Here is a 19,697-nt window from a genome sequence, read left to right as displayed (position 1 = left end):
TCAGTTCCGTCCTCGGTTGCGGGGGCGTCTTCGTCTCTTGGTTTGGTTCTTGGGTTTGCCTTGGGTTGAGTGCGGGGCTTCCTGCCCTTCGCTGCCCTTACCTGCCAGACCCGTCCCGTCCCTACCCGTCCCGACGAATCCAGATCCGGGAGACCTGTGTCCTGGGTCAGGATTTGGTCTGGTGTTGGTTCTGGATCCCGTTGCAGCCGGGTGTGCCGTTGCTGCCGGTTGGTGCTTGGCCTGTGCTGTGTGGGCCGGTGATTCGCTGGACGGGCCGGAGTGAGCCGTTGCCTCGTCTGTTCCCGGAGCGGCCGCTGTGGGCTGCTCTACGGGGTGCGTGTCGTCCGTTGCCTTGGTGCTGCTGGCCGGTGTTGCTGGTGGTCGGGTGTAGGTGGGTTCTATCGGTGTGCCGTGCTTGGCGATGAAAGCAGCCGTTGCTGGGCCAATGATCGGCTCATCCGGAACTGGAAGGGTCTTCCAGGTGCTTTCAGGGTCATGCTGTCGTCGTCCGTTGCATTCGCGGCAGCAGACAACGAGCGTGTCCACGGTTGCGGCCTTGCCGGGGTTGACGTGATCATAGGTGGCTCCTCGGCCCGACTTGGTGTCTCCCCAAGCCACGGACTTGCCGCAGTATCTGCATGCGTCGCCATCGCGGGCTCTTACTCTCCATGTCAGCTCATTGTTCCTGGTGTCCTTCTTTCTCTGGTTGTCCCACTCGCGCTCTGCCTTGAGGATCATGTGGAAGAGGTCATTGTCCTCAACCAACTTGAAAGCTCTGCGCTCTTCGCCCTCGACGGTGATCGATGTTTCTGTGAGGTAGCCGCAGAACTTCGCCGCCTTGATCAGCTCGTTGTATCTCCCCAACGAGCCGGCCATGAGCTTGGCTGTGCCGACGCTGATGATGTAATCCTGCTCGTACGCTGCCGCCTGGGTAGCGCAACGGGCCACGAAACCGAAGCACTCATTGAGAATCCGGTCATCTGCATCTTCCATCTCCACTGCTGAAAGGACGATCGGGTGATTCGCCGCCGCGTCGCCCTGCTTCAGCCATGGCACTGGATGGACCTTCTTTCATAATGGCCGGTCTCGGCAAGTTGTAGGTGTATCGGCCGCGCTGCACAAAGAGAGGCGCGGGATTCCGCAGTTGGGCGAGGCGCCGCAGGTACGCCTTCTGCCAGGGCGCCAGTTTCATGCCAAGTACCTCCTCCGCGAATGCAGCAAGGTCGCGCGGATTCCGCTTGCTCATCGGGAGCGCCCTCCCGTCTGTAGCTTCTTGATCTGTCCTGAGAAGCCAACTCGCACGAGCACGGGCGTACGTGGGTCAATGCCAGCCCGTTCCGCTTCCTGGATGAACTGGGACAGCTCGGCCAGAGTCGCTCCGCCCTTTGGGTCTTCCGCGTCTCGCATGATCTGTATTAGTGGCTTGGGACGGCCGCTGAAGTGTTCGCTCATTACGACTCCTCTCGTTTTGTTCCTGGGCCGGTGCACGCGCACCGGCGAATGCCGTTCGAATTCTCTGGGTAGGTATAGCCCTTGCAGGACGGCCACTGATCGTTAGCTTCTCCGTGGTGATGACCGCAACTGGAGCAAAGACCTCTCTTCACTCGTCATCGATGAGGGTGCCCCCACCCTCCGGTTCGCTGAATGGGAAGCGTGGAGTTCTTCCAGGACGCTGCTCAATTGACTCCCTCCCCAAGCGCGGCCTTGGTGCCAAACGTCGCGGCTGCCTGCTTCCACCCGTCTGCCGTAAGCATCGGTTGGTGCCGGCACCCGACCAGGGCGCACGTGCATTCTTCAAGTGGCGCAATGATGGCCGCACGAATAACGCGGAGGGCTTCAGCGATACCTACAGCGCGCCCCGCCTGTCGAAGTGAATTGATGGAGCCGTTGCCGTTTCGGTCGAACTTCTCATAAACACGCTCGGCAACATCCGACATCTGGTTCATTGCCGCCTCAGCAGCTGCGAGCGCACGGAGCAGCGTCGGGACGTCTGCCGATGACGCTTGAATGGCGAGAATCATTGAAGCGTCCCAGATGGGGTCTGGGTTCTTCCTGGACTTCTCCCGTTTGGCTTCGGCTTCCTCCACTCGGGCCTGGATGGGTGCGAGGAATTGGGAGATTGGCTCTGTCATTTTGTGGGTTCCTTGTCTCTGAGAATGTCGGCTAGCTGCTGGGGTGAGAGGTTCCGCAGCTTCCGGTCGAGGATGGGCGTCGGTGATTCGGCCGACGGGGGTTCGTCGGCTGCCGCTGTCACTGTTCGTCCTCGTCGTAGTGGGGCAGCTCCGCGAACCGGCACAGAATGTGCTCAATGTCTTCGGCGCGGTCCGCTGAGATCGGACTGTAACCAGGCAAGCCCCAATCGAGACGGCCGCGGGCGTAGGTGGCGACCTGGGCGGCGTGCCAGAACTCGGCCGCCAGTTCCACTCCCGTGAGGCGCTTGCTCTGCGAGAGTGCAGCTTCCTTGATTCGCTCGACCTGCCATTCGACAGAGGCTTTGAAGCTTCCGACTGCCTGAGTAAACGGGGTTCCTCCGGGCGCAACGGCTGGCGGGAAGCTCGGAATCGGGGGGTGAATGGTGACCTCCATAGGCCGGCTCATGCGTTCGCCGCCAGATTCCAGAGGCCAAGCTGTCCGATCTCGGGGAACGGGCAAGCTAGCGGCCTCGGGTTGGCGAGCTCCCAGTGGTAGAAGCCCGGGCGAGCCCACTCAGAGCAGTAGCCCTCTGCGGTTCGGCATTCGGTCGAGTAGTGGCAACCCACGACATCGACCGTGCCGAGCACGTGGCCCTTCAAATGCAGGTTGTTCTTGACTGCCTGTGATGCCTTGGCCCGTGCCTGGCGGAACGTCTCGTTCTCGTACCCCGCTTCGTCGTCGCGCTTCGCTACGTGGATATAGAGGGTGCCGCGATGGTTGATGGACTGCGAGCGGTTCTCGACGTCCTTGCCAGCGTGGAGGATGGACCATGCCCAGGGGTTCTTGACCGTGACGGCCTTCAGGGCCAGCGCTTCGATCCCGCTCATGAGCAATCACACTCGTCGTTACCATTGAGAGCCTTCTGGCAGGCCTTGCAGGTGTCGAGCTTCGCCGGTCGGCTGAGCAACTGGGCCATGATCGCCGCTTCTTGCTGATCGTCGGTCAGCTGGATCCAAGCCATTTACTCGCCTCCCAAGGTGCTAGGCATGCGGACGGGCATGATCAAGTGCCGGTAGGTGCCTTGTTTCTTGCCCTTCTCGTTTACGGGCGAGATGCAGACCGGCTTAGGCAGGCTGAAGAAGGAGAATCTGACGACTTCCGCCTTGATCACGGTCAGGGCGTCCAGCAGGTAGTGCGGGTTGTAGGCCACGGTGACCTGCTCGTCAATGTTGGTCGTATCCGCCAACAGAACGGGCGTGGTTGCCTGGTCGGCGCCCTCGTCGAAGGTAGGAGAGACAGTCACGGAGCCGGGGCCGATCTTGACCAGGGCCGGCAGGTTTCGTTCGTTCAGTTCCCGGGCAACCAAGACCTGATCCATGAGGTCCCTGCGGTTGACGTCCAGCGTTTGGCTGTAGTGCTGCTCAAAGAGAGACTTGATTTTCGGGTAGTCCCCGCCGACGCCAGAGAGAGTGTACGTGCAGTCTTCCGTGGCGAGGTAGATGGTGGAGCTGCCGCCGCTGCGTCCAGCGACGTCCCCTGAAACCAGAACGCCGACCGTGATCTTGTCGCCCGCAAGGTGCTTAGCCATCGCCTTCCACGCGGTTGCCGGCAGGAGGAAGTTGAACTCCTGCACAGTGCGCGGCAGCTTCAGCGTTTCGGAAGACAATCGGTACCGGTCGGTTGCTTGGAGCGTGAGGCTTTTGCCCGAGCAGTCCAACTCGATGGACGTCAGGATGGGGAGCGTGTCGTCCTTGCTCGCTGCTATGGACGCCCGGTCCAAAGCTGCGGCCAGATCTTCACGGTCAAGGGTGAAAGTGTCCAGCTCGGCATGCTCCGGAAGAGCCGGGTACTCGGTAATCGGCATGCCATGCAGCAACGGGATGGTGAATCCTGCGGCCGTAACGGTAACCAGCATCCGACCGAGCATCTCTTTTGATGCCACTGTCACCGGCACATCCCGCTTGCGGGTCGTCAGGACTCGGATCGTCCTGGCCAACCACGACAGGGGGACCAAAGCCTTCGCGTTACGGAGAGCTCCAACCGTTTCGTGATTCATCTTGACGACGGCTGACGTCGAATAGTCGTAGCCGGTGATAGTCGCCTTACCGCGGCTGCACTCCAACAGCACGAAACCCAAGACAGGCACGGGCGGGCGAGAAGAGACAGCAACTCCCACTGCGGCAAGTCTGCGCAGCCACTCGGTGCCTGTAGCGGTGATTTCCAGATCGGCGAGCGCCGGTTCTGTGTTCGTGATGGGCTTGGTGGCGGTGATGGTCATCTTCTGGCCTCTCGTGGTTCGTGGGTGTGGTGCTGTATTTCTTCGGCTTGGAGTGCTGCCCAAGCGGCTTGCATGTTGTCGCGTGCGAGGTCCAGCTCGTCGTCGGTTTGGCGGAGCCGGCGGGACTTGGTGGTGGTGTCGAGCCCGTCTAGGTCGTCGGCGAGGATCTCTGTGAGGATGTTTTGCCGGCGGATGACGAGTGCCGCTGTGATCTGCGCGGCTTCGTCGTAGCGGCTGCGGTAGACGCGTATCTTTTGGTCTTGCCAGCGCTTGTCTTGCGTTACCCAGGCCATCAGCGGGTCATTCCGTTCAGGCGAGTACCGGCCTTGCGGTGTGTGCCGATGACGAGCTGCCCGTAATCGAAAGCTTCCCGGGCCGTGTCGTGCCACTGGTGCTCGGACGGGAGTGCGTGCATTACTCCGGGTTCGTCCCAAAGGGTGAGCTTCCACCGGCCGCTTGCTCCTGGCCGAACCCCGGCCCGCGGGTAGCGGCTATCTGGGCTGCCGTCGAACGGGGCCGAAGGGCGGAAGCCTGACATTGCGTCCACGTGATCGAGGACGTCACGCTTGGCTTTCCATTGGATGCCGACAGGCGCGGGGTCGTCCAGGATCTCGGGACGGAACCCGCAGCTACAAACGGGCTCGTTTTCGGCGTTCCGCTTGAGGAAGTGCTTAGGCGTCTTCATCGTCGAGGTCCCATCCCTCGTCGTTCTCAGCGGACGCCGCTGAAGCTTCCTTTTCCTTTTCATCCCAGTAATCAAGGGCTTCCTGTTCGTATGCTGTGACGTCGTAGCCGAAGATCTCCTTGCGGGTATCGGTGAACTTTTGAAGCGACTCACGTTCAAAGGAGTAACGGGCGTGCCACGTACTTGGCTTGTGTAGGTCGTCTTTCATCAGGTGCAGGAATGCGTGGAGGTAGGCCAGCTGCAGCAACTTGAGCTTCGCTATGGCCGCGTCAACTGCGGCCTGCTCTTCGAGGGTCAGACTGGAGCTTGAAGCAACGGAGATGCCCAGGACCCGTGCCGCCCGGGCATGTGAGGCTGCGTACCCGGAGAACATCGACTTCCGCAGCGCAAGGACTGCGGGAGCGTTCTCGGGCTGTTCGAAGTGGCCAGCGGCGTCACGGATCTTCCGCTCGATGAATTCGAGCCAAAGCGCCTCTGATTGCTCCAAGCCAGCCGCGATGTCCTTGAGTCGTTTCTTGTCCGCGATCTCTTCGTCGGTCAGTTTCTTCTTCGTGACCTGCTTGACCTGGTACCACTCCAAGTCGCCGTTGTGACCGATGACGGCCACCTGTCCTTCGGTTACGCGCTGGCCCGGGGTCTTTTCGCGGTCGTAGTCGCGGTTGTACTTATTGGAGGTGTACGTTTCGTGCTGCTGGATGGTCGTGATGCCCAGGTCCGTGATCAGCTGCTTTGAAGCGGCTTTCTTGAAAGCCACCTCCCTCTCGCGCTTCAGCCGGTTCACGGTGTACGTCCAGTCGGTGGTGCCGGCGTTCTTTGTCAGCTCGGCCGTTGCCTCGGGGTTGTCGGCAAAGTCGTCAAAGATCTGAGACTGCTCCAACGTCATCCGCCCTGCGTCGATAGCGTGCTTCGCGGAGTCAGGCAGCTTCACCAGGGCTGAGCGGGAACGGATGAACGTCTCCGAACGGTGGATACGCTTGGCTACCTTCTTCACGGACATGCCCTCGCAATCGAGCATGGCCTGAATGGCTTTCGCCTCGTTGATCGGCGTGATGCCCTCGCGGTGGGTGTTCTCCCGCAGCATCGTCTCCAGCTGCTTATCCAGAGAGTCCAGATCCGGCCGGAGACGGCAATACAGCTCCTCCACGTTGCCGAGGCGTGCAGCTGCCGTTCTTCTGTGGCCAGCGACCAGCAGGAACTTGCCAGCGTCCGGGCCGTCCTGGAGCGGGAAGACGTGCAACGCTTCGGTGTTGCCGTTCTCCGCGATGTCGTTGGCCAACTCGGCCAGCTTCTGCGGGTCCCCAAGATCGTCTCTCGGGTTCTGTGGATGGTCTACAAGATCCGCAACCGGGATCATTCTGAATTCGATGGGTGTCATGACTGTCCTTCGCAAGTGGTGGAAAGTGCTTGCTCCGCCAGGGCAAGGGTCAGCGCGGCCTGTAGCCGGCTGATAGCTGCATCGAGTTCGCCATCCTGCAACGCCGAAAGGGCGCGGGTGGTCGTACGTTCGATGCGGAGAAGGCGCAACGCAGCGTCATCACGGACTACTGGGTTGCCAAGCCACTCTTGTTCGGTGGCTGCTTCCTGCCTCTGGCGGTGGACGTTCTCCTGATCCTTCTGAGTAAGGACCGGGACAGCGTCCGCTGTCTGGGGTAACGGGGCGGCGCCGGGGTGGGCGCCTGGTGGTCTATCTGTCATCGGCGCCCCCAATCGCCGGCCATCATCTTCTACGCCCGGGCTGCGGGCCCGACTCGAGAACGAAACCACCAGCACCGGTCAGCATGATCAGCAGACCCGCGAGGTACGCGCCGTTGATGTTAGGGCTCGTCATGAGAATCAGCGCAGCGCCGAGGACCACGAGGGGACCGTAAAGGCAGGCGCGGCGGCGATACAGGCCGACCCGCGCCGTCGGGCGCCTCACAGCTCCAGCCCAAGCTGGATAGCCTTACGGGCCGATTCCCGATGCTCGTGCTCCGAGAACTTGCCCCGATCAACACCGTTCACGACGATCGTGTTCGTAGAGAGGTCGATCTCGATCGCCTGAGGCAGCGGCCACTTACGACGGGCGTAGGCCGTCATCTGCTGCTTGAACTCCGCAGTGCTGCGGTAATGCAAATCGCAGGTGTCCTGGAAAGGCCGGTGTCCGATGGGGTGGACCACCGCGAACGTCTTCTTCCGGGCCTTCATCTTCTGCTATCCCGAAGTCGTGCTTGCAGGTCCAACTCGTGAAGCTGGGCAAGCGCGGAACGGTTGGGGTCGAAAACCGTCACCGTTGCCAAATGGGGCCCCGGCTTCGGAGTGGAGGCAGCTGCCGCCGGCACGTCGGGAGTTTCGACGGCAGCTGCCGGATCAGAGGACTGCCCCCCGGCAGCCTCTTGGGAACCGTCGCTACCTCGACGGAATTGATTTGCGCTCGTTTCGACCGCCGTGACGAACAGCATGGCGTTCTCCACAACCTCCGCGAGCGCTGCTGTGATTTGTGGGAGAGCGTGATCGATGTTGCCCAGGCGGTCGAAGTGCCTAGCCGTTTTGAGAGCGCCGATAAGGTTCTCCGCGTCCATGATTGTGGACTGGAGATCGCGGAGGCGCCGGGACACCGAGGGGCTCGGGTGCTTGGTTGCTGGGTTGATGCTGAAATAGAAACCCTTGGGCAGCCGACCGCCGGCGTTGGTGGGCACCGTCTGAATCTGTGTGTGGCGCTCGATCTGGCATCCGCCGGCATCGTGGGCCCGGACCATGGCGCGCATCTCCGTCTGCTTTGGGTCCTCGTTCGGAGCCAAGCCCTCAGTCACGGGCCACTGAAGGGAGAGCCCGCAGTCGTCGCATTCGAAGTAAGCGTCAGTCATGTAGCCGTCTTCGTCGCGGCCGCCGTTGCTCCAACTGCTCATGCCGCACCTGCTGACGTTCTGTTGTCGATGAACGCTTGGAGGTCATCAGCGCGGACGCGGATCTTCTGGCGCACGTTGGTGGCCAGCTCCACAATGCGCAACTCCCCTGCGTTGATCCTGTCCTGGACGTAGTGCTTGGAGACGCCGAGGACTTCTGCTGCGTCCACAACGCTTAGGAGAGCTGTGACACCTCTTTCGGCGGCTCTGGACTCGGACGGTCCGGGGAACATTGATACGCTTCCCATTAGAGATTCCTTTCTCAGTGGATCGGGTTTTCGATTCAGGCCCTCAGCTGTTGCACCAGCTGGGGGCTTTTTTATTTGCTCTTTTGGGCCGGTGCAGCGGCAGCGGGGGAAGATGCCGCTGCACCGGGGTCTGTGGTGGAGATCAGTTCAGAGATGCTCATGCGTGCATCCTCTTCTTCCGATCGGCAGAGATTGAATGTGTTGAATCTGCAACTGGAGGCAAAATGTCATGCTCCTCGGCTTCGAAGAGTTCCTGCCAGGGAACGCCGAGCCAAGCGGCTATGCCGATCGCAACGCCCTCCGTGCAGGTCTTCATGCCCCCCGTTTCGAGGAGGTGAATCGTCTGCTGCGAGCGCCGGATCAGGGTTGCCAATTGCTGCTGAGAGAACCGCTGCTGCTTTCGCCACCGACGGAGCGCGGCCGGGTCTTTGACCTTCATCCACGTATCCCTTCGATTGAGCGACGGACGCCGCCTTGTTGTCTGCATAGTCATTCTGACCTCCACTTGTAGTTTTTACAAGTTCAATATCTCTAATCTTTGGCTACTTGTCAAACCCACAAGTGAGACAGCCCTTCTAATCTCTGCAAAGATGAACAAGTTACTTGTATTCAGATTGCAGCTCGCCCCTTACTAAACGGCGACACCATCAGGAAGAGTCATCGGTGTGAACCAACCTCAGAGCCTCAGCGAGCTAGTCGAGCTTGCGGCCCAGTATCGCGACACATCAGGCCTCGGCCTTTCGCAGCTGGCTGCTAAGAACGGCTACCAGTTGACGGCTACGACGATCAACCAGATCCGCCAGGGCCTGTACAAGTCGAAGCCGCGTGAGGGCACCCTACGTGCCCTTGCATGGCTGGCCGGCGTTTCGGATGAGGTTGCGTTCACAGCTGCGGGGCAAACCGTCCCCGGCCCACCGTTTGCCGAGGAACTCCCTCCCGGTGTCGACAACCTCTCGCCCAAGGCGAGGAAGGTCGTGCTCGACATGGTGCGGGTCCTTGTGGACTTGGAAAAGAGCGCAGATGCGAGTAACACCGATGCACAGGAACAACCAGCCGACATCCGCGATGCCAGCAAGCGCCGTGACGCTCGCGCTGGACAGAAGACCAGGCGCGGATTGAGCGCAGTACCCTCTAACCCCGACGCTCCGGTGGATGGCAATATCCCGTTGCCTGACAACTGGCAGGAGCTTGCGGCCTACACAGGCCCGTCCGGCCACAAAGACCGCGAGTCCGAATGGGCGAAGCGCGGCGAAGAGTCCCAGGACTCCGACGACGAAAGCTGACGCGGAGGGCCTCACGCCCTCGATGTCTGCCCGGCCTAGTACTGTCCGGGATGTGTTTCATCCTTGGAGGGCCCTGCGAGCGCTGGCCCATGTGCGGCTGTCGTGGGTAGTCATGCCCGACGGCGCTCCTGGACGTACCAACGGCATCGATACCATCTGGCTCGATAAAAGCCTTGACCAAGTTGAGCGCCGCTGCGCCATCACGCACGAGTTGATCCACCTTGAGCGCAAGCACCTTGGCTGTCAGCCGCCGGCCATCGAAGCCGAGGTATGCGCCGAGACAGCGCGGCGCCTCATACGGATTGAGCACCTGACAGCAGGACTGGCCTGGTCCCGTTCCTTCGGGGAACTGGCCGACGAACTCTGGGTCACCCCGGAAGTCCTCCGGGACCGATTCAAAAGCCTCACCGAGGATGAATGGACGATCCTCCTGGGCATCGAACTACAGCAGCACTAAACAATCACCGCACGCGAGCGCCGTTGGCCTCGCTGCTCATACTCGCATCATGGAGGGGAAGCCATGTCCGAACCAGAGAAGCCTAAAAAGAGGCGGCCCAAAGGCGACGGCGCTGAGGCGTACCAACAAGCTGACGGTCGCTGGCGGGCGGAGGTAGACCTTGGCATCGGGGCCAACGGCAAGAGGCGACGTCGCTCGGTGTACGGCGCGACCAGAGCTGAAGCAAACAGGGCGCTCCGTGATGCCGTCCGCCAGAAAGAGGACGGCGTCCTATCCGCGTCCCGCCCGCCAACTTTGCAGGCCTGGCTGGATCACTGGCTGACGACAATCGCACCAGCGTCCGGACGAGTGCGGCCCCGGACGCTGGTGGGATATCGCTCCTATATTCGTGTCTGGGTCGAGGACAAGCCACTTGGCAAGGTCCGCTTGGACAAGCTCAAGCCTGAGCATTTCGAACTGGCGTATGCCAGCATGCGCCAGCTGGGCAAGTCAGAGAGCACCATCGCGCAACTGCACCGCATCCTACACAGGGCCCTCAAAATCGCCGTGCAGCGGCAGCGGATCGCAACAAACCCCACAGACAGGATGGACGGGCCACAGGCGGCATCGTTCGAACCACAGATCCTCACGACGGCCGATGCCAAGAAGCTCGTGCGCGCAGCGGCTTCGGACCCGGAGAACGGCGCACGGTGGCTGCTGTCCCTGTCCATGGGGCCGAGGCAGGGCGAAGTGCTTGGCCTCGCCTGGGACAAGATGGACCTGGACGGCGGCAAGCTCAGTATCCACCGCGAGTTATACCGGCTGCCTTGGCACCATGGCTGCCCAGGCGCGACGCCCAGCTGCGGCGGCAAACGCGGCGCGGACTGCCCCAAACGTCACGGCGGCGGCCTGTACCTGGGCGAGCCGAAGTCAAAGGCCGGCAAGCGCGACGTCCCCCTACCCGATGACCTCGTGAAGGCCTTCCGCGTACACCGACGTGAGCAACTGCGGATCCGGGCCGAGGAAGGCGACAGGTGGGCGCCGTTCACCTCAGCCAACGGCGAGACCGTGGATCTCGTGTTCAGCCAGCGCAACGGCAAAGCCCTCGACGCCCGCAAAGACCACGCAGCATGGAAAACGTTCCTGGCGGACAACGGCGTCGATGAAGTGCGCGTGCACGACTCCCGCCACACGGCCGCCACCGTCCTGCTGCTCATGGGCGTGCCCGGGCGCGTTGTCATGGACATCATGGGCTGGTCCCAGATGTCCATGCTCACCCGCTACCAGCACGTCCTGGACGAAATGAAAGTGGACGCAGCCCGGAAGATCGGCAACGCTCTCTGGTCCCCCGATCCGGAGCCAGAACCCGAACCAGAGCCCGAACCTGCGGCCCCGTCCTCCGTGGTTGATTTCGCCGCATTCCGGAAGCGTCGGAGCGGATAGGCCCTCAAATAGACCCTCAAGCCCAAAATCTGGGCACACAAAAAATCCCCCGGAACCGTGTGGTTCCGGGGGATTCGGAGGGTGGGCCCTGTGGGGATCGAACCCACGACCCACGGATTAAAAGTCCGATGCTCTACCAACTGAGCTAAAGGCCCCTCCAGCTGTAGAAACAGCCATGAATACTGTACCCCAACGTCACGGTAGACGAGGAACTCAGGGCGGCATGCGCCGTCGTCACCTGTTTTGGGAGAAAGTTCGACGGCGGCGCGCGGCGGCAGCGGCGCGTCGGGCCCGGGGCGGCGGCAAAGTAGGTGGTGGCGGCACGCCGGCAGCACGAACGGCAGCCCCGGCAACCGTTACTCGACCCCACCAGAGCACAGGAGTACGGTGAACTCATGAGCGAACAGCCAGGATCACGTGCGTACGGCGGAGCGAACAGGCATCACAAACCCAAGCCCTTCGCGCCCATCGATTTCGAGCCGTTCGCGGGCGGGGCAGATCCCGCCCGGGTTTCGGAGGCAGCCCATCTGGCCGCACAGGCGCTGGTGAGACGCGGCCGGGACAGCGATGACCCCAAGGTCACCCACCGCCTGGTGAAGCTGGCTGACGAGCAGGGCCTCGAAGCCATCGCCGAGATGTGGGCCGAGAGCCCTGCGCGTTCCTTGCCCGGCGCTCTTTGGAGGCTCTACGCCCTCCGTGCCGCCACCATCCAGAACCCCGAACGGATCTCCGTCTACTTCAGGGCAGGACGTGACACCGCACAGGTTTCCAACGTGGTGGCCGGCGCAGCAGAGCCGCCGGGAGCCGACGAAATGAAGACCATGGCTGACGCCATTTTGTCCGGCGCTTTCGACGGCGAGTTCGACGTCGCGCTGGAACGCTCCGCCGCGTTCTGCCGCGTGGTGGCGCTCGGCCAAGCGACTCTTGCCGACGGCGCGGAACACAGCAACGAGGGCCACGCCAGCAAGCTCACACGTAATTCGCACCAGCTGGTGAAGACTGCCGAGGACCTCGAGCACGCGGCCAACGCGTGGCGCTTGGGAGAGCTCGACTAACCAGGCAAAAGGGCAAAACGTACCCACGTCGGGCCCGGACTGTCAATGTTGACTTAGCCCGCCTGACGGTGAAAACTAAAACTGGTGTCGAACCGCGAAACCCCCGGGCTTCAACTTACAGCCGCTTCGAGCGGCCTACCGCCGAGAGGCGTATCCGGTTCGGCACCATTTTTATGCCCGAACGCAGCTTTGCCCGGGCTTGCACTGTGGCAGACCCGGGCAAATGCGCTGAAAACTACTTCAGCGTGACCGTGGTTTCGGCCTTTTCCTTCTTGTCGTGGTCCAGCTTGCCGTCTGCTGCAGCAGGAGTCATGGTCGCCTCGATCTCGGCTTCCTTGCCCGCGGTGTAGGCGAAGTTCTCCGCAATATTGAAGGACTCGCCCGGCTTCAGCACGAACGGGGCCTCTTCCTTGAGCTTGGTGCCGGAGCTGCTGAGGCCGTGCTTTTTGTAACCATCGCTGCTGGAATCGGACGGCATTCCGCCGAGGTACTTCCAGTCCGTGTACTTCGCGCTGGGAGTGATCAGCGAGTGGCTCAGGGGAATGTCCGCGGACGAGGTGTTGGTGACCACGTAGTTCAGGTAAACCACGGGATCGCCCTTCTTGAGCAGGTTTTCCTTGGTTTCCTTGTCCACGAACATGCTGTCCTTGGACGCGACATCGGTGGCCACCTGGTAGATGTCCACGCTGAAGCTGTCGCCCTTGAGGCTGCCCAGCTTGTCCCCTGCTTCCGAGATGGGCAGCGCCCAGGCCGCTACCTTGTAAGAACCCGAGGAGGTGCCGGCGCCTTCTGACGAAGTCGAGGCCAACGGGGAAGCAGACGCTGAAGGCGAGTTGGACGCAGACGAGGACGACGACGATTCGGGACCAGCCGTCGTCGGGCCCGCCGTTGCTCCGCCGCAGGCGGTCAGGGCCAGCAGGCCGGCAGCGGCAAGGCCCGTGATTTTCACTACATTGTTGAATCGCATAGTTCCCCCATTGAGTGGATTAATTGAGTGCTTACCCAGTGTTGCACGGTTACGGAGGCTCAGCGATGGGGACTACTCCCCGTCACGGTGTCCTGCCCTTCACCGACGCCGTGGCAGTGCCGGTAAAGTTGGGAGCGAAACGGGCGGCGTCAAGTCAAACCACCCGTGCCCATCCGTCCCCAGCCCGGAAGCGAAATGAAGCTGCGCCTTTTTCCCCAGGAACCTGCCGGGCTCGTACTGCTCGCGCAGATGGCCGGCGTCATCGTTGCCGCTACTGGAACGCTCTCGGAGATACTCGGGGCGCCCGCCAGTGAGCACCAGCGTCTCGCCGAAGAATTGCACGAGCACGAGTCCAAGTCCTTGGACCTGCATTTCGCACTGCTGACGCACATGCGCACCAGCTTTGTGAACCCGCTCCCCCGCGAGGACATGTATACGCTCTCCCGCCACCTCAATGAGGCCATGGAGAAGTTGGACGCCGCCGGAGATCTTGTAGCTCTCTACAAGCTGGATCGGCTCCCCAAGCGCGCTGCAGACCAGTTGGAGATCATCAGCCGGCAGGCCGAGCTTACGGTGGATGCGATGCGGAAGCTTGAGGACCTGGACGAACTTGAGGACTACTGGATCGAGATCCTTCGGCTGGCCAAACGTGCTGAGCGGTCGCACCGGATCTGGGTGGCCGAGATGCTTAAGGATATGAAGTCCACGCAGTACGCGCGGCACCGGGACATCGCCAACCAGCTGGTGGAAGTCACCAAGGACATGCGGAAGGTCGCCACCCAGGTAGGCAGCATCATCGTCAAGGAATCATGACGTGACCATCGCCTTCCTGGCCCTCGTGGTTGCTCTGGCCTCCGGGTTCGCATTCCTGAACGGCTTCCGCGACGTCTCCAACGCCGTCGCGCTGTCCACGCGGACCCGCGCCCTCACGCCGTCAGTGGCTGTGCTTTTGGCTGCAGTCTTCAATTTCGTGGGCGCCATGCTCAGCGGCACCTTCATCCTCGCCTTCACGCAATCGTGGATCACGTTGCCGGAGGGCACCAGTGGGCTCACCATGCTGGCGTCCGCGCTCACCGCAGCCATCTTGTGGGGCGTGTACGCGTGGTGGCGAGGCATTCCTTTGTCTTCCACCAACTCATTGATTGGCGGCCTGATCGGTGCCGGGGCCGCGAGTGTCCTTGTGGGCGGCAACGCGGTGGGAGGCATGGACAATGTCCTGCTGACCCAGGTGGCCCTGCCCCTGGTGCTCTCCCCTGTCATCGCCTTCGTGGCCGCATACCTGCTGGTGTGGCCTGTGACCTGGGCTGCGCGCTACACCCAACCGAACGTTGTAAACCGTCGGTTCCGGCGGGCGCAGGCCATCTCAACCGCCGCTGTGGCATTCGGCCACGGGCTCCAGGACGGCCAGCGCACGGCCGCCGTCATGGTCCTGGCCATGGTGGCCGCGGGCTTGTCCAGCGGCAGCGACGTACCTCTCTGGATCCTCCTGCTCACCGCTATCATGCTCACGGCAGGGACCATGTTTGGCGGCTGGCGGATCTCCCACACCCTCGGCCACAAACTCATCCGGGTGGATCCGCTGCGCGGTTTCGTGGCGCAGACCCTGACGTCCGTGATGCTCTTCATCGGTGCAATCGGATTTCACCTACCGCTTTCCACCACCCATACGTTGACCGCCTCCGTGCTGGGTTCGGGCGTCAACCAGCGGTTCCACACCGTCAACAGGCGCTTGGTCAGGAGGGTCCTGCTGTTCTGGGTGGCCACACCGTTGATCACGGCAGCTGCGGCCTTCATCCTGGAGCTGGCGTTCTCGCCCCTCGCTGACCTCTAAACCCAAGTAAGAAAAAACGACGGCGGCCGTACCCCCAAGGCGACGGCCGCCGTCGTTCTGTGCCGACTCCCCCCATAGAAGCCGGAACCTGCAGAACCCTTTATCCGAAGCGGCCGGAGACGTAGTCTTCCGTTGCCTTTTGGGCGGGGTTGTTGAAGATGCTGGTGGTGTCAGCGAACTCGATCAGTTTGCCGGGCTTGCCGGTGCCCGCAATGTTGAAGAACGCGGTCTTGTCGGACACACGCGCAGCCTGCTGCATGTTGTGGGTCACGATCACCACGGTGTACTGGTCCTTGAGCTCGTTGATGAGGTCCTCCACGGCCAAAGTGGAGATAGGGTCCAGTGCGGAGCAAGGCTCATCCATGAGGATCACCTGGGGCTCCACGGCGATGGCGCGGGCAATGCACAGGCGCTGCTGCTGGCCACCGGAGAGACCGGATCCGGGCTTGTCCAGGCGGTCCTTCACTTCGTTCCACAGGTTGGCGCCCACCAAAGACTTCTCCACCAGGGCATCCGCTGCGCCCTTGGAGATCTTCTTGTTGTTCAGCTTCACGCCGGCCAGCACGTTGTCACGGATGGACATGGTGGGGAACGGGTTGGGGCGCTGGAAAACCATACCAACCTGGGTGCGGACGGTCACGGGGTCAACACCGGGTCCGTAGAGGTTGTCCCCGTCCAGGAGGACCTCGCCCTCAACGCGTGCGCCGGGAAGGACCTCGTGCATGCGGTTCAGCGTGCGGAGGAAGGTGGACTTGCCGCAGCCGGACGGGCCAATGAAAGCCGTCACGGACTTGGCTTGGATGTTGATGTTGACGTCCTCGACGGCCAGGAAGTTGCCGTAGTAGACATTCAGGTCTTTGACGTCGATGCGCTTAGACATGGTGTTCCTTTGTTCCTTGGGGGGTGTGGAAGTTTGAAGGGGCCGCCGGGAAACCGGTGGCCGGCCGGCTAGCGCCCCGTTTTGGGTGCGAACAGGCGGGCGATGAGGCGGGCTCCGAGGTTCAGGAGCATCACCAGGATGATCAGCACCAGCGCGGCGCCCCAGGCACGCTGGTCCGAGGGGCCAGGGTTGGACGGCGACGTCGGGTTGAGGATCTGCGTGTAAATGAACGTGGGCAGCGAGGCCATCCAGCCACCGAACACATTGTTGTTGATGGTGGTCGCGAACCCGGCGGTGACCAGGATCGGAGCGGTTTCACCGATGACGCGGGCGATCGCCAAGGTGACGCCGGACGCGATGCCGGAGATCGCCGTCGGAATAACCACTTTGGTGATGGTGCGCCACTTACGCACGCCCAGCGCGTACGAGGCCTCGCGGAGCTCGTTCGGTACGATCTTGAGCATTTCCTCGCTGGAGCGGACCACAACAGGGATCATCAGGACGGAAAGCGCGACGGCGGCTACCGCACCGGTCTTGGTGCCGGGGCCCACGATCGCGAAGAAGAACGCTGCCGCGAAGAGGCCGGCCACGATCGACGGGATGCCGGTCATGACATCCACGAAGAACGTGATGGCGCGGGCCAGCGGACGGTCGTTGCCGTATTCCACCAGGTAGATGGAAGTCAGGAGGCCCACGGGCACGGAAATCACCGTGGCAAGTAGCGTGATCTGGATGGTGCCCAGCAGTGCGTGGTAGATACCGCCGAGGACGGGTGCGCCTTCCTCCACTGCCTTGTTATCGAACGCACCGGTAACACCGTTCATGGAGGTGCCCAGGAAGCCGGGTGTGATGAGCCCGGGGATGCCGTTGACCAGGACGGTGACGATGACCGAGATCAGGGGCAGCAATGCAACCAGGAAGGCACCGACCACCAGGCACGTGGCGAGCTTGTCCTTGGCTTTGCGGGCACCTTCAACAGCGCCGCTCCAGGAGACCAGCCCCACCGCGAACAGGATGGCGGAGACGATGCCCCAGCCGAAGGCGTTGAAGCCGATGAGCGCCAGGATGGCCGCGCCGACAATGAGCGCGACGGCCAGGACAATGTAGGGCGCGAACTTGGGCAGTTGGCCCTTGGTGAGCGCTGAGCGCTTGCGGACTACTGTGGCGGACATTTAGTTGGCTCCCGAGAATTCTTTGTGCCGGGTGATGATCCAGCGGGCGATCATGTTGACGCCAAGGGTGATGACGAACAGCACCAAGCCGGCTGCGATCAACGTGTTGACCTTGATACCGCTGGCTTCGGGGAAGTTCAGGGCGATTTCCGCGGCGATGGTCTGGTTGCCGGACTGGATGAGGCTTGCAGTCAGGACACCGGACGAGAGCACCAAGGCAACGGCCATGGTCTCACCGAGTGCTCGGCCGAGGCCCAGCATGATGGCGCTGATGATGCCGGGGCGGCCGAAGGGCAGCACGGCCATCTTGATCATTTCCCAGCGGGTAGCTCCAAGTGCCAGCGCTGCTTCCTCGTGCAGCTTGGGGGTCTGCAGGAAGATTTCGCGGGACAGGGACGTGATGATGGGAAGGACCATGACGGACAGGACGATGCCGGCGGTCAGGATGGTCTTACCGGTGGCGGATGCCGGTCCTTCGAAGATCGGGATCCAGCCGAGGTAGGTGGCCAGCCAGTCGTAGGCCGGGGAGATTTCCTTGGCCAGGAAAGCTGCACCCCAGGCGCCGTAGACAACGGAGGGGATGGCCGCGAGCAGGTCCACCACGTAGCCGAGGCCCGAAGCGAGCCGACGCGGGGCGTAGTGCGAGATGAACAGTGCCACGCCGATGGCCACGGGAGTGGCGATGACGAGGGCGATCACGGCGGCAATCAACGTGCCCACCACGATCGGGGCGATATAGGCGAAGAAGCCGTTGCCGCCCTGGATGTCCTCAGCCGGGGCAGTGAGGGCGGGAATTGCCTGCACCACAAGGAATAGCGCGACTCCGAAGAGGACCGCGAGAATCAGGCACCCTGCGGCCATGGCGGCCCCGGAGAAAACCTTGTCCCCGGCGCGTCCTGCGCCTTGGGAGGTTGTCAGGGAGTTGGTGGTCACTTCACGATCCTTCAGTCTCAGTGAACTGGTCTTACATGGCTAAGTTCCCTGCCCCGCGCGAGCGGCTCTGCGGCCACGTCGCGCGGGACAGGGAACTTCAGTGTTCAGCCGGGTTCAGCAAACCCGCCGGGAAACCTTAGGCCTTGGCCTTGATGGTTTCGATAGCGGCCTTGGCCTTGTCCTGCAGCGTCTTGGAGAGCGGTGCGGACTTCGCGGCGTCAGCGGCGGTCTTCTGTCCCTCGTCGGAAACGACGTAAGTTTCGAAGCCCTTGACCAGGTCAGCAACTTCCTTGGTCTCGTAGGTGGAGCAGACAACGTGGTACGAGACGAGGACTACGGGGTAGGCGCCCGATGCGGTGGTCTTGCGGTCCAGCTTGATGGCGACATCGTTGGCGGCGCGGCCCTCAACAGGCTTGCCTGCTTCGACAGCCTTGGCAGCGGCTTCTGCGGAGATCTTGACGAACTCTTCGCCCACCTTGATGGAGGCGGTGCCCAGCTTGCCGGAGACAGCGGAGTCGTCAGCGTAGGTCACGGCACCCGGGGTGTCGGTGACGGTCTTGACGACGCCGGAGGTGCCCTTGGCGTTCTCGCCGGCGAGGCTTGCGGGCCAGATGCCGGCAGCCTTGTCCGTCCAAACCTCTGGTGCAGCAGCTGCGAGGTAGTCGGTGAAGTTGGTGGTGGTGCCGGAGTCATCGGAGCGGTTCACGGGGGTGACCTTGAGGTCCGGCAGGGTGACGCCTTCGTTGAGGGCGGCGATTGCGGGATCGTTCCAGTTGGCGATTTGGCCGCGGAAGATCTTGGCCACGGTGGGGGCGTCCAGCTTCAGGTCCGTGACGCCGGGAACGTTGAAGGCAACAGCGATCGGGGAGATGTACACCGGGATGTTGATGGCGCCTTCGGGGCCGCACTTGGCCTTGGAGCTCTCGAGCTCTTCGTCCTTCAGGTAGGCGTCGGAGCCGGCGAACTGTGCCGAGCCGTCGATGATGGCCTTGCGGCCTGCGCCGGAACCATCCGGGGAGTACTGAACAGTTGCGCCGGAGTTCGCGGCGGAGAAGCCGGCCTTCCAGGCGTCCATGGCTGCGCCGGTGGAGGAAGCGCCAATGCCGGTCAGGGTGCCGGTGACCTTAGGGCCGGAGGCTGCCGACTGGGTGCCGCCAGTGGTGCCCGTTGCGTTGTCTGAACCGCAAGCAGTGAGCGCGAGAGCGCCGGCTGCGATGACCGCGATTGCCGCGTTGCGGCCGAAGTGAGTTGCCTTCACTTGGATGTGCCCCTTCCAGGGATTCTTCGATGCGGGCCGAACGGAGATTTCGGCGTGCGCGAGCTGTGGACCTTTTTGTTCCTTTACTGAAGGTAAGGAGTGCAGGTAACGGGATCTGCGGTGAAAGGTGAACGGAAGGTGAACGACGGCGGACCATTGGGTTATGTGGCGCGTGCCACCTTGAGCGGCACCCGGCTTGCGGTAGTTGAGGGG

The 19,697-nt window shown here is 62.3% G+C and carries 27 protein-coding genes and 1 tRNA gene; 6 read left to right on the top strand and 22 right to left on the bottom strand.

Translation table 11 applies throughout. The annotated features are described in order from the left end of the window. The 16 genes from ACNAOT_RS01060 to ACNAOT_RS00985 form a co-directional block, all read right to left on the bottom strand. The gene (locus ACNAOT_RS01060; RefSeq protein ID WP_420179670.1) at positions 1 to 1,056 is read right to left on the bottom strand and encodes a hypothetical protein; all 1,056 of its coding nucleotides are present in this window, start codon (positions 1,054 to 1,056) and stop codon (positions 1 to 3) included. 186 nt (positions 1,057 to 1,242) lie between these two features. Next, the gene (locus tag ACNAOT_RS01055; RefSeq protein ID WP_420179669.1) at positions 1,243 to 1,452 is read right to left on the bottom strand and encodes a hypothetical protein; all 210 of its coding nucleotides are present in this window, start codon (positions 1,450 to 1,452) and stop codon (positions 1,243 to 1,245) included. Positions 1,453 to 1,676: 224 nt separating this feature from the next. Continuing rightward, the gene (locus ACNAOT_RS01050; RefSeq protein ID WP_420179668.1) at positions 1,677 to 2,132 is read right to left on the bottom strand and encodes a hypothetical protein; all 456 of its coding nucleotides are present in this window, start codon (positions 2,130 to 2,132) and stop codon (positions 1,677 to 1,679) included. A gap of 118 nt (positions 2,133 to 2,250) precedes the next feature. Beyond that, entirely contained in the window at positions 2,251 to 2,598 is a 348-nt protein-coding gene (locus ACNAOT_RS01045) for a hypothetical protein (protein WP_420179667.1), read from the bottom strand. After that, entirely contained in the window at positions 2,595 to 3,020 is a 426-nt protein-coding gene (locus tag ACNAOT_RS01040; RefSeq protein ID WP_420179666.1) for an ASCH domain-containing protein, read from the bottom strand. The genes ACNAOT_RS01045 and ACNAOT_RS01040 overlap by 4 nt, the downstream gene beginning before the upstream one ends. Further along, on the bottom strand, positions 3,017 to 3,154 hold the full coding sequence (locus tag ACNAOT_RS01035) for a hypothetical protein (RefSeq protein ID WP_420179665.1): 138 nt from the start codon (positions 3,152 to 3,154) through the stop codon (positions 3,017 to 3,019). Before ACNAOT_RS01035 ends, ACNAOT_RS01040 begins: the two co-directional genes overlap by 4 nt. Next, positions 3,155 to 4,411, bottom strand: coding sequence for a DNA polymerase III subunit beta (gene dnaN, locus ACNAOT_RS01030; protein ID WP_420179664.1), 1,257 nt, complete (start codon positions 4,409 to 4,411; stop codon positions 3,155 to 3,157). After that, entirely contained in the window at positions 4,408 to 4,704 is a 297-nt protein-coding gene (locus tag ACNAOT_RS01025; RefSeq protein ID WP_420179663.1) for a hypothetical protein, read from the bottom strand. Before ACNAOT_RS01025 ends, dnaN begins: the two co-directional genes overlap by 4 nt. Continuing rightward, complete coding sequence (locus ACNAOT_RS01020) at positions 4,704 to 5,096, bottom strand: hypothetical protein (protein ID WP_420179662.1); 393 nt, start codon at positions 5,094 to 5,096, stop codon at positions 4,704 to 4,706. Before ACNAOT_RS01020 ends, ACNAOT_RS01025 begins: the two co-directional genes overlap by 1 nt. Then, the gene (locus ACNAOT_RS01015) at positions 5,083 to 6,471 is read right to left on the bottom strand and encodes a ParB/RepB/Spo0J family partition protein (protein WP_420179661.1); all 1,389 of its coding nucleotides are present in this window, start codon (positions 6,469 to 6,471) and stop codon (positions 5,083 to 5,085) included. The genes ACNAOT_RS01020 and ACNAOT_RS01015 overlap by 14 nt, the downstream gene beginning before the upstream one ends. Further along, the gene (locus ACNAOT_RS01010) at positions 6,468 to 6,791 is read right to left on the bottom strand and encodes a hypothetical protein (protein ID WP_420179660.1); all 324 of its coding nucleotides are present in this window, start codon (positions 6,789 to 6,791) and stop codon (positions 6,468 to 6,470) included. Before ACNAOT_RS01010 ends, ACNAOT_RS01015 begins: the two co-directional genes overlap by 4 nt. 22 nt (positions 6,792 to 6,813) lie before the next feature. Further along, positions 6,814 to 7,014 carry a hypothetical protein gene (locus tag ACNAOT_RS01005; RefSeq protein ID WP_420179659.1) on the bottom strand — a complete coding sequence of 67 codons (201 nt, stop codon included), beginning with the start codon at positions 7,012 to 7,014 and terminating at the stop codon, positions 6,814 to 6,816. Further along, positions 7,011 to 7,280 carry a hypothetical protein gene (locus ACNAOT_RS01000; RefSeq protein WP_420179658.1) on the bottom strand — a complete coding sequence of 90 codons (270 nt, stop codon included), beginning with the start codon at positions 7,278 to 7,280 and terminating at the stop codon, positions 7,011 to 7,013. The genes ACNAOT_RS01005 and ACNAOT_RS01000 overlap by 4 nt, the downstream gene beginning before the upstream one ends. After that, entirely contained in the window at positions 7,277 to 7,981 is a 705-nt protein-coding gene (locus ACNAOT_RS00995) for a hypothetical protein (protein WP_420179657.1), read from the bottom strand. Before ACNAOT_RS00995 ends, ACNAOT_RS01000 begins: the two co-directional genes overlap by 4 nt. After that, positions 7,978 to 8,226, bottom strand: coding sequence for a helix-turn-helix domain-containing protein (locus ACNAOT_RS00990; RefSeq protein ID WP_179017443.1), 249 nt, complete (start codon positions 8,224 to 8,226; stop codon positions 7,978 to 7,980). Before ACNAOT_RS00990 ends, ACNAOT_RS00995 begins: the two co-directional genes overlap by 4 nt. Positions 8,227 to 8,383: 157 nt before the next feature. Then, the gene (locus ACNAOT_RS00985; protein ID WP_420179656.1) at positions 8,384 to 8,665 is read right to left on the bottom strand and encodes a helix-turn-helix transcriptional regulator; all 282 of its coding nucleotides are present in this window, start codon (positions 8,663 to 8,665) and stop codon (positions 8,384 to 8,386) included. A 226-nt stretch (positions 8,666 to 8,891) separates the two neighbouring features. Between ACNAOT_RS00985 and ACNAOT_RS00980 the strand changes: the two genes are divergently transcribed. From ACNAOT_RS00980 to ACNAOT_RS00970, 3 genes are all read left to right on the top strand, one after another. Next, positions 8,892 to 9,509, top strand: a complete 618-nt coding sequence (locus ACNAOT_RS00980) for a helix-turn-helix domain-containing protein (protein ID WP_420179655.1) — start codon at positions 8,892 to 8,894, stop codon at positions 9,507 to 9,509. A 52-nt stretch (positions 9,510 to 9,561) separates the two neighbouring features. Further along, positions 9,562 to 9,966, top strand: coding sequence for an ImmA/IrrE family metallo-endopeptidase (locus ACNAOT_RS00975; protein ID WP_420179654.1), 405 nt, complete (start codon positions 9,562 to 9,564; stop codon positions 9,964 to 9,966). 63 nt (positions 9,967 to 10,029) lie between these two features. Further along, complete coding sequence (locus tag ACNAOT_RS00970; protein ID WP_420179653.1) at positions 10,030 to 11,388, top strand: tyrosine-type recombinase/integrase; 1,359 nt, start codon at positions 10,030 to 10,032, stop codon at positions 11,386 to 11,388. An 82-nt stretch (positions 11,389 to 11,470) separates the two neighbouring features. Here ACNAOT_RS00970 and ACNAOT_RS00965 read toward each other — a convergent pair. Then, positions 11,471 to 11,543 (bottom strand) — tRNA-Lys (locus tag ACNAOT_RS00965). A gap of 240 nt (positions 11,544 to 11,783) precedes the next feature. On the opposite strand from ACNAOT_RS00965, the gene ACNAOT_RS00960 reads away from it, so the two are divergent. Beyond that, the gene (locus tag ACNAOT_RS00960; RefSeq protein ID WP_091464593.1) at positions 11,784 to 12,443 is read left to right on the top strand and encodes a hypothetical protein; all 660 of its coding nucleotides are present in this window, start codon (positions 11,784 to 11,786) and stop codon (positions 12,441 to 12,443) included. Between the two features lie 235 nt (positions 12,444 to 12,678). Here ACNAOT_RS00960 and ACNAOT_RS00955 read toward each other — a convergent pair whose 3' ends face one another. Further along, positions 12,679 to 13,410, bottom strand: coding sequence for a hypothetical protein (locus ACNAOT_RS00955; protein ID WP_420179652.1), 732 nt, complete (start codon positions 13,408 to 13,410; stop codon positions 12,679 to 12,681). A 195-nt stretch (positions 13,411 to 13,605) separates the two neighbouring features. Here ACNAOT_RS00955 and ACNAOT_RS00950 point away from each other — a divergent pair, with 195 nt between their 5' ends. Both ACNAOT_RS00950 and ACNAOT_RS00945 read left to right on the top strand, forming a co-directional pair. Continuing rightward, positions 13,606 to 14,223, top strand: coding sequence for a DUF47 domain-containing protein (locus tag ACNAOT_RS00950; RefSeq protein WP_043469600.1), 618 nt, complete (start codon positions 13,606 to 13,608; stop codon positions 14,221 to 14,223). 1 nt (position 14,224) lies between these two features. Then, positions 14,225 to 15,241, top strand: a complete 1,017-nt coding sequence (locus ACNAOT_RS00945; protein WP_420179651.1) for an inorganic phosphate transporter — start codon at positions 14,225 to 14,227, stop codon at positions 15,239 to 15,241. 100 nt (positions 15,242 to 15,341) lie between these two features. On the opposite strand, the gene pstB is transcribed toward ACNAOT_RS00945, so the two are convergent. From pstB to pstS, 4 genes are all read right to left on the bottom strand, one after another. Beyond that, positions 15,342 to 16,121 carry a phosphate ABC transporter ATP-binding protein PstB gene (gene pstB / locus ACNAOT_RS00940; protein ID WP_017197024.1) on the bottom strand — a complete coding sequence of 260 codons (780 nt, stop codon included), beginning with the start codon at positions 16,119 to 16,121 and terminating at the stop codon, positions 15,342 to 15,344. Positions 16,122 to 16,189: 68 nt separating this feature from the next. Further along, a complete protein-coding gene (gene pstA / locus ACNAOT_RS00935; RefSeq protein WP_178994029.1) occupies positions 16,190 to 17,293 on the bottom strand; it encodes a phosphate ABC transporter permease PstA in 1,104 nt (367 codons plus the stop codon). Next, positions 17,294 to 18,226 carry a phosphate ABC transporter permease subunit PstC gene (pstC, locus tag ACNAOT_RS00930; RefSeq protein WP_017197022.1) on the bottom strand — a complete coding sequence of 311 codons (933 nt, stop codon included), beginning with the start codon at positions 18,224 to 18,226 and terminating at the stop codon, positions 17,294 to 17,296. It abuts the gene before it with no gap. A 136-nt stretch (positions 18,227 to 18,362) separates the two neighbouring features. Next, positions 18,363 to 19,484, bottom strand: coding sequence for a phosphate ABC transporter substrate-binding protein PstS (gene pstS, locus ACNAOT_RS00925; protein ID WP_420179650.1), 1,122 nt, complete (start codon positions 19,482 to 19,484; stop codon positions 18,363 to 18,365). Between the last annotated feature and the right edge of the window lie 213 nt (positions 19,485 to 19,697).

Origin of the sequence: Paenarthrobacter sp. TA1.8 (assembly GCF_048595705.1) — a bacterium.
Lineage (GTDB): Bacteria > Actinomycetota > Actinomycetes > Actinomycetales > Micrococcaceae > Arthrobacter > Arthrobacter nitroguajacolicus.
This window is presented reverse-complemented; position numbering and strand designations above follow the sequence as displayed.

Bases quoted from the DNA above. Each gene is read 5' to 3' on its own strand.
- ACNAOT_RS01055 (WP_420179669.1), bottom strand. From the start codon at position 1,452: ATGAGCGAACACTTCAGCGGCCGTCCCAAGCCACTAATACAGATCATG.
- ACNAOT_RS01050 (WP_420179668.1), bottom strand. From the start codon at position 2,132: ATGACAGAGCCAATCTCCCAATTCCTCGCACCCATCCAGGCCCGAGTG.
- ACNAOT_RS01045 (WP_420179667.1), bottom strand. From the start codon at position 2,598: ATGAGCCGGCCTATGGAGGTCACCATTCACCCCCCGATTCCGAGCTTC.
- ACNAOT_RS01040 (WP_420179666.1), bottom strand. From the start codon at position 3,020: ATGAGCGGGATCGAAGCGCTGGCCCTGAAGGCCGTCACGGTCAAGAAC.
- ACNAOT_RS01035 (WP_420179665.1), bottom strand. From the start codon at position 3,154: ATGGCTTGGATCCAGCTGACCGACGATCAGCAAGAAGCGGCGATCATG.
- dnaN (WP_420179664.1), bottom strand. From the start codon at position 4,411: ATGACCATCACCGCCACCAAGCCCATCACGAACACAGAACCGGCGCTC.
- ACNAOT_RS01025 (WP_420179663.1), bottom strand. From the start codon at position 4,704: ATGGCCTGGGTAACGCAAGACAAGCGCTGGCAAGACCAAAAGATACGC.
- ACNAOT_RS01020 (WP_420179662.1), bottom strand. From the start codon at position 5,096: ATGAAGACGCCTAAGCACTTCCTCAAGCGGAACGCCGAAAACGAGCCC.
- ACNAOT_RS01015 (WP_420179661.1), bottom strand. From the start codon at position 6,471: ATGACACCCATCGAATTCAGAATGATCCCGGTTGCGGATCTTGTAGAC.
- ACNAOT_RS01010 (WP_420179660.1), bottom strand. From the start codon at position 6,791: ATGACAGATAGACCACCAGGCGCCCACCCCGGCGCCGCCCCGTTACCC.
- ACNAOT_RS01000 (WP_420179658.1), bottom strand. From the start codon at position 7,280: ATGAAGGCCCGGAAGAAGACGTTCGCGGTGGTCCACCCCATCGGACAC.
- ACNAOT_RS00995 (WP_420179657.1), bottom strand. From the start codon at position 7,981: ATGAGCAGTTGGAGCAACGGCGGCCGCGACGAAGACGGCTACATGACT.
- ACNAOT_RS00990 (WP_179017443.1), bottom strand. From the start codon at position 8,226: ATGGGAAGCGTATCAATGTTCCCCGGACCGTCCGAGTCCAGAGCCGCC.
- ACNAOT_RS00985 (WP_420179656.1), bottom strand. From the start codon at position 8,665: ATGAAGGTCAAAGACCCGGCCGCGCTCCGTCGGTGGCGAAAGCAGCAG.
- ACNAOT_RS00970 (WP_420179653.1), top strand. From the start codon at position 10,030: ATGTCCGAACCAGAGAAGCCTAAAAAGAGGCGGCCCAAAGGCGACGGC.
- ACNAOT_RS00960 (WP_091464593.1), top strand. From the start codon at position 11,784: ATGAGCGAACAGCCAGGATCACGTGCGTACGGCGGAGCGAACAGGCAT.
- ACNAOT_RS00955 (WP_420179652.1), bottom strand. From the start codon at position 13,410: ATGCGATTCAACAATGTAGTGAAAATCACGGGCCTTGCCGCTGCCGGC.
- ACNAOT_RS00950 (WP_043469600.1), top strand. From the start codon at position 13,606: ATGAAGCTGCGCCTTTTTCCCCAGGAACCTGCCGGGCTCGTACTGCTC.
- pstB (WP_017197024.1), bottom strand. From the start codon at position 16,121: ATGTCTAAGCGCATCGACGTCAAAGACCTGAATGTCTACTACGGCAAC.
- pstA (WP_178994029.1), bottom strand. From the start codon at position 17,293: ATGTCCGCCACAGTAGTCCGCAAGCGCTCAGCGCTCACCAAGGGCCAA.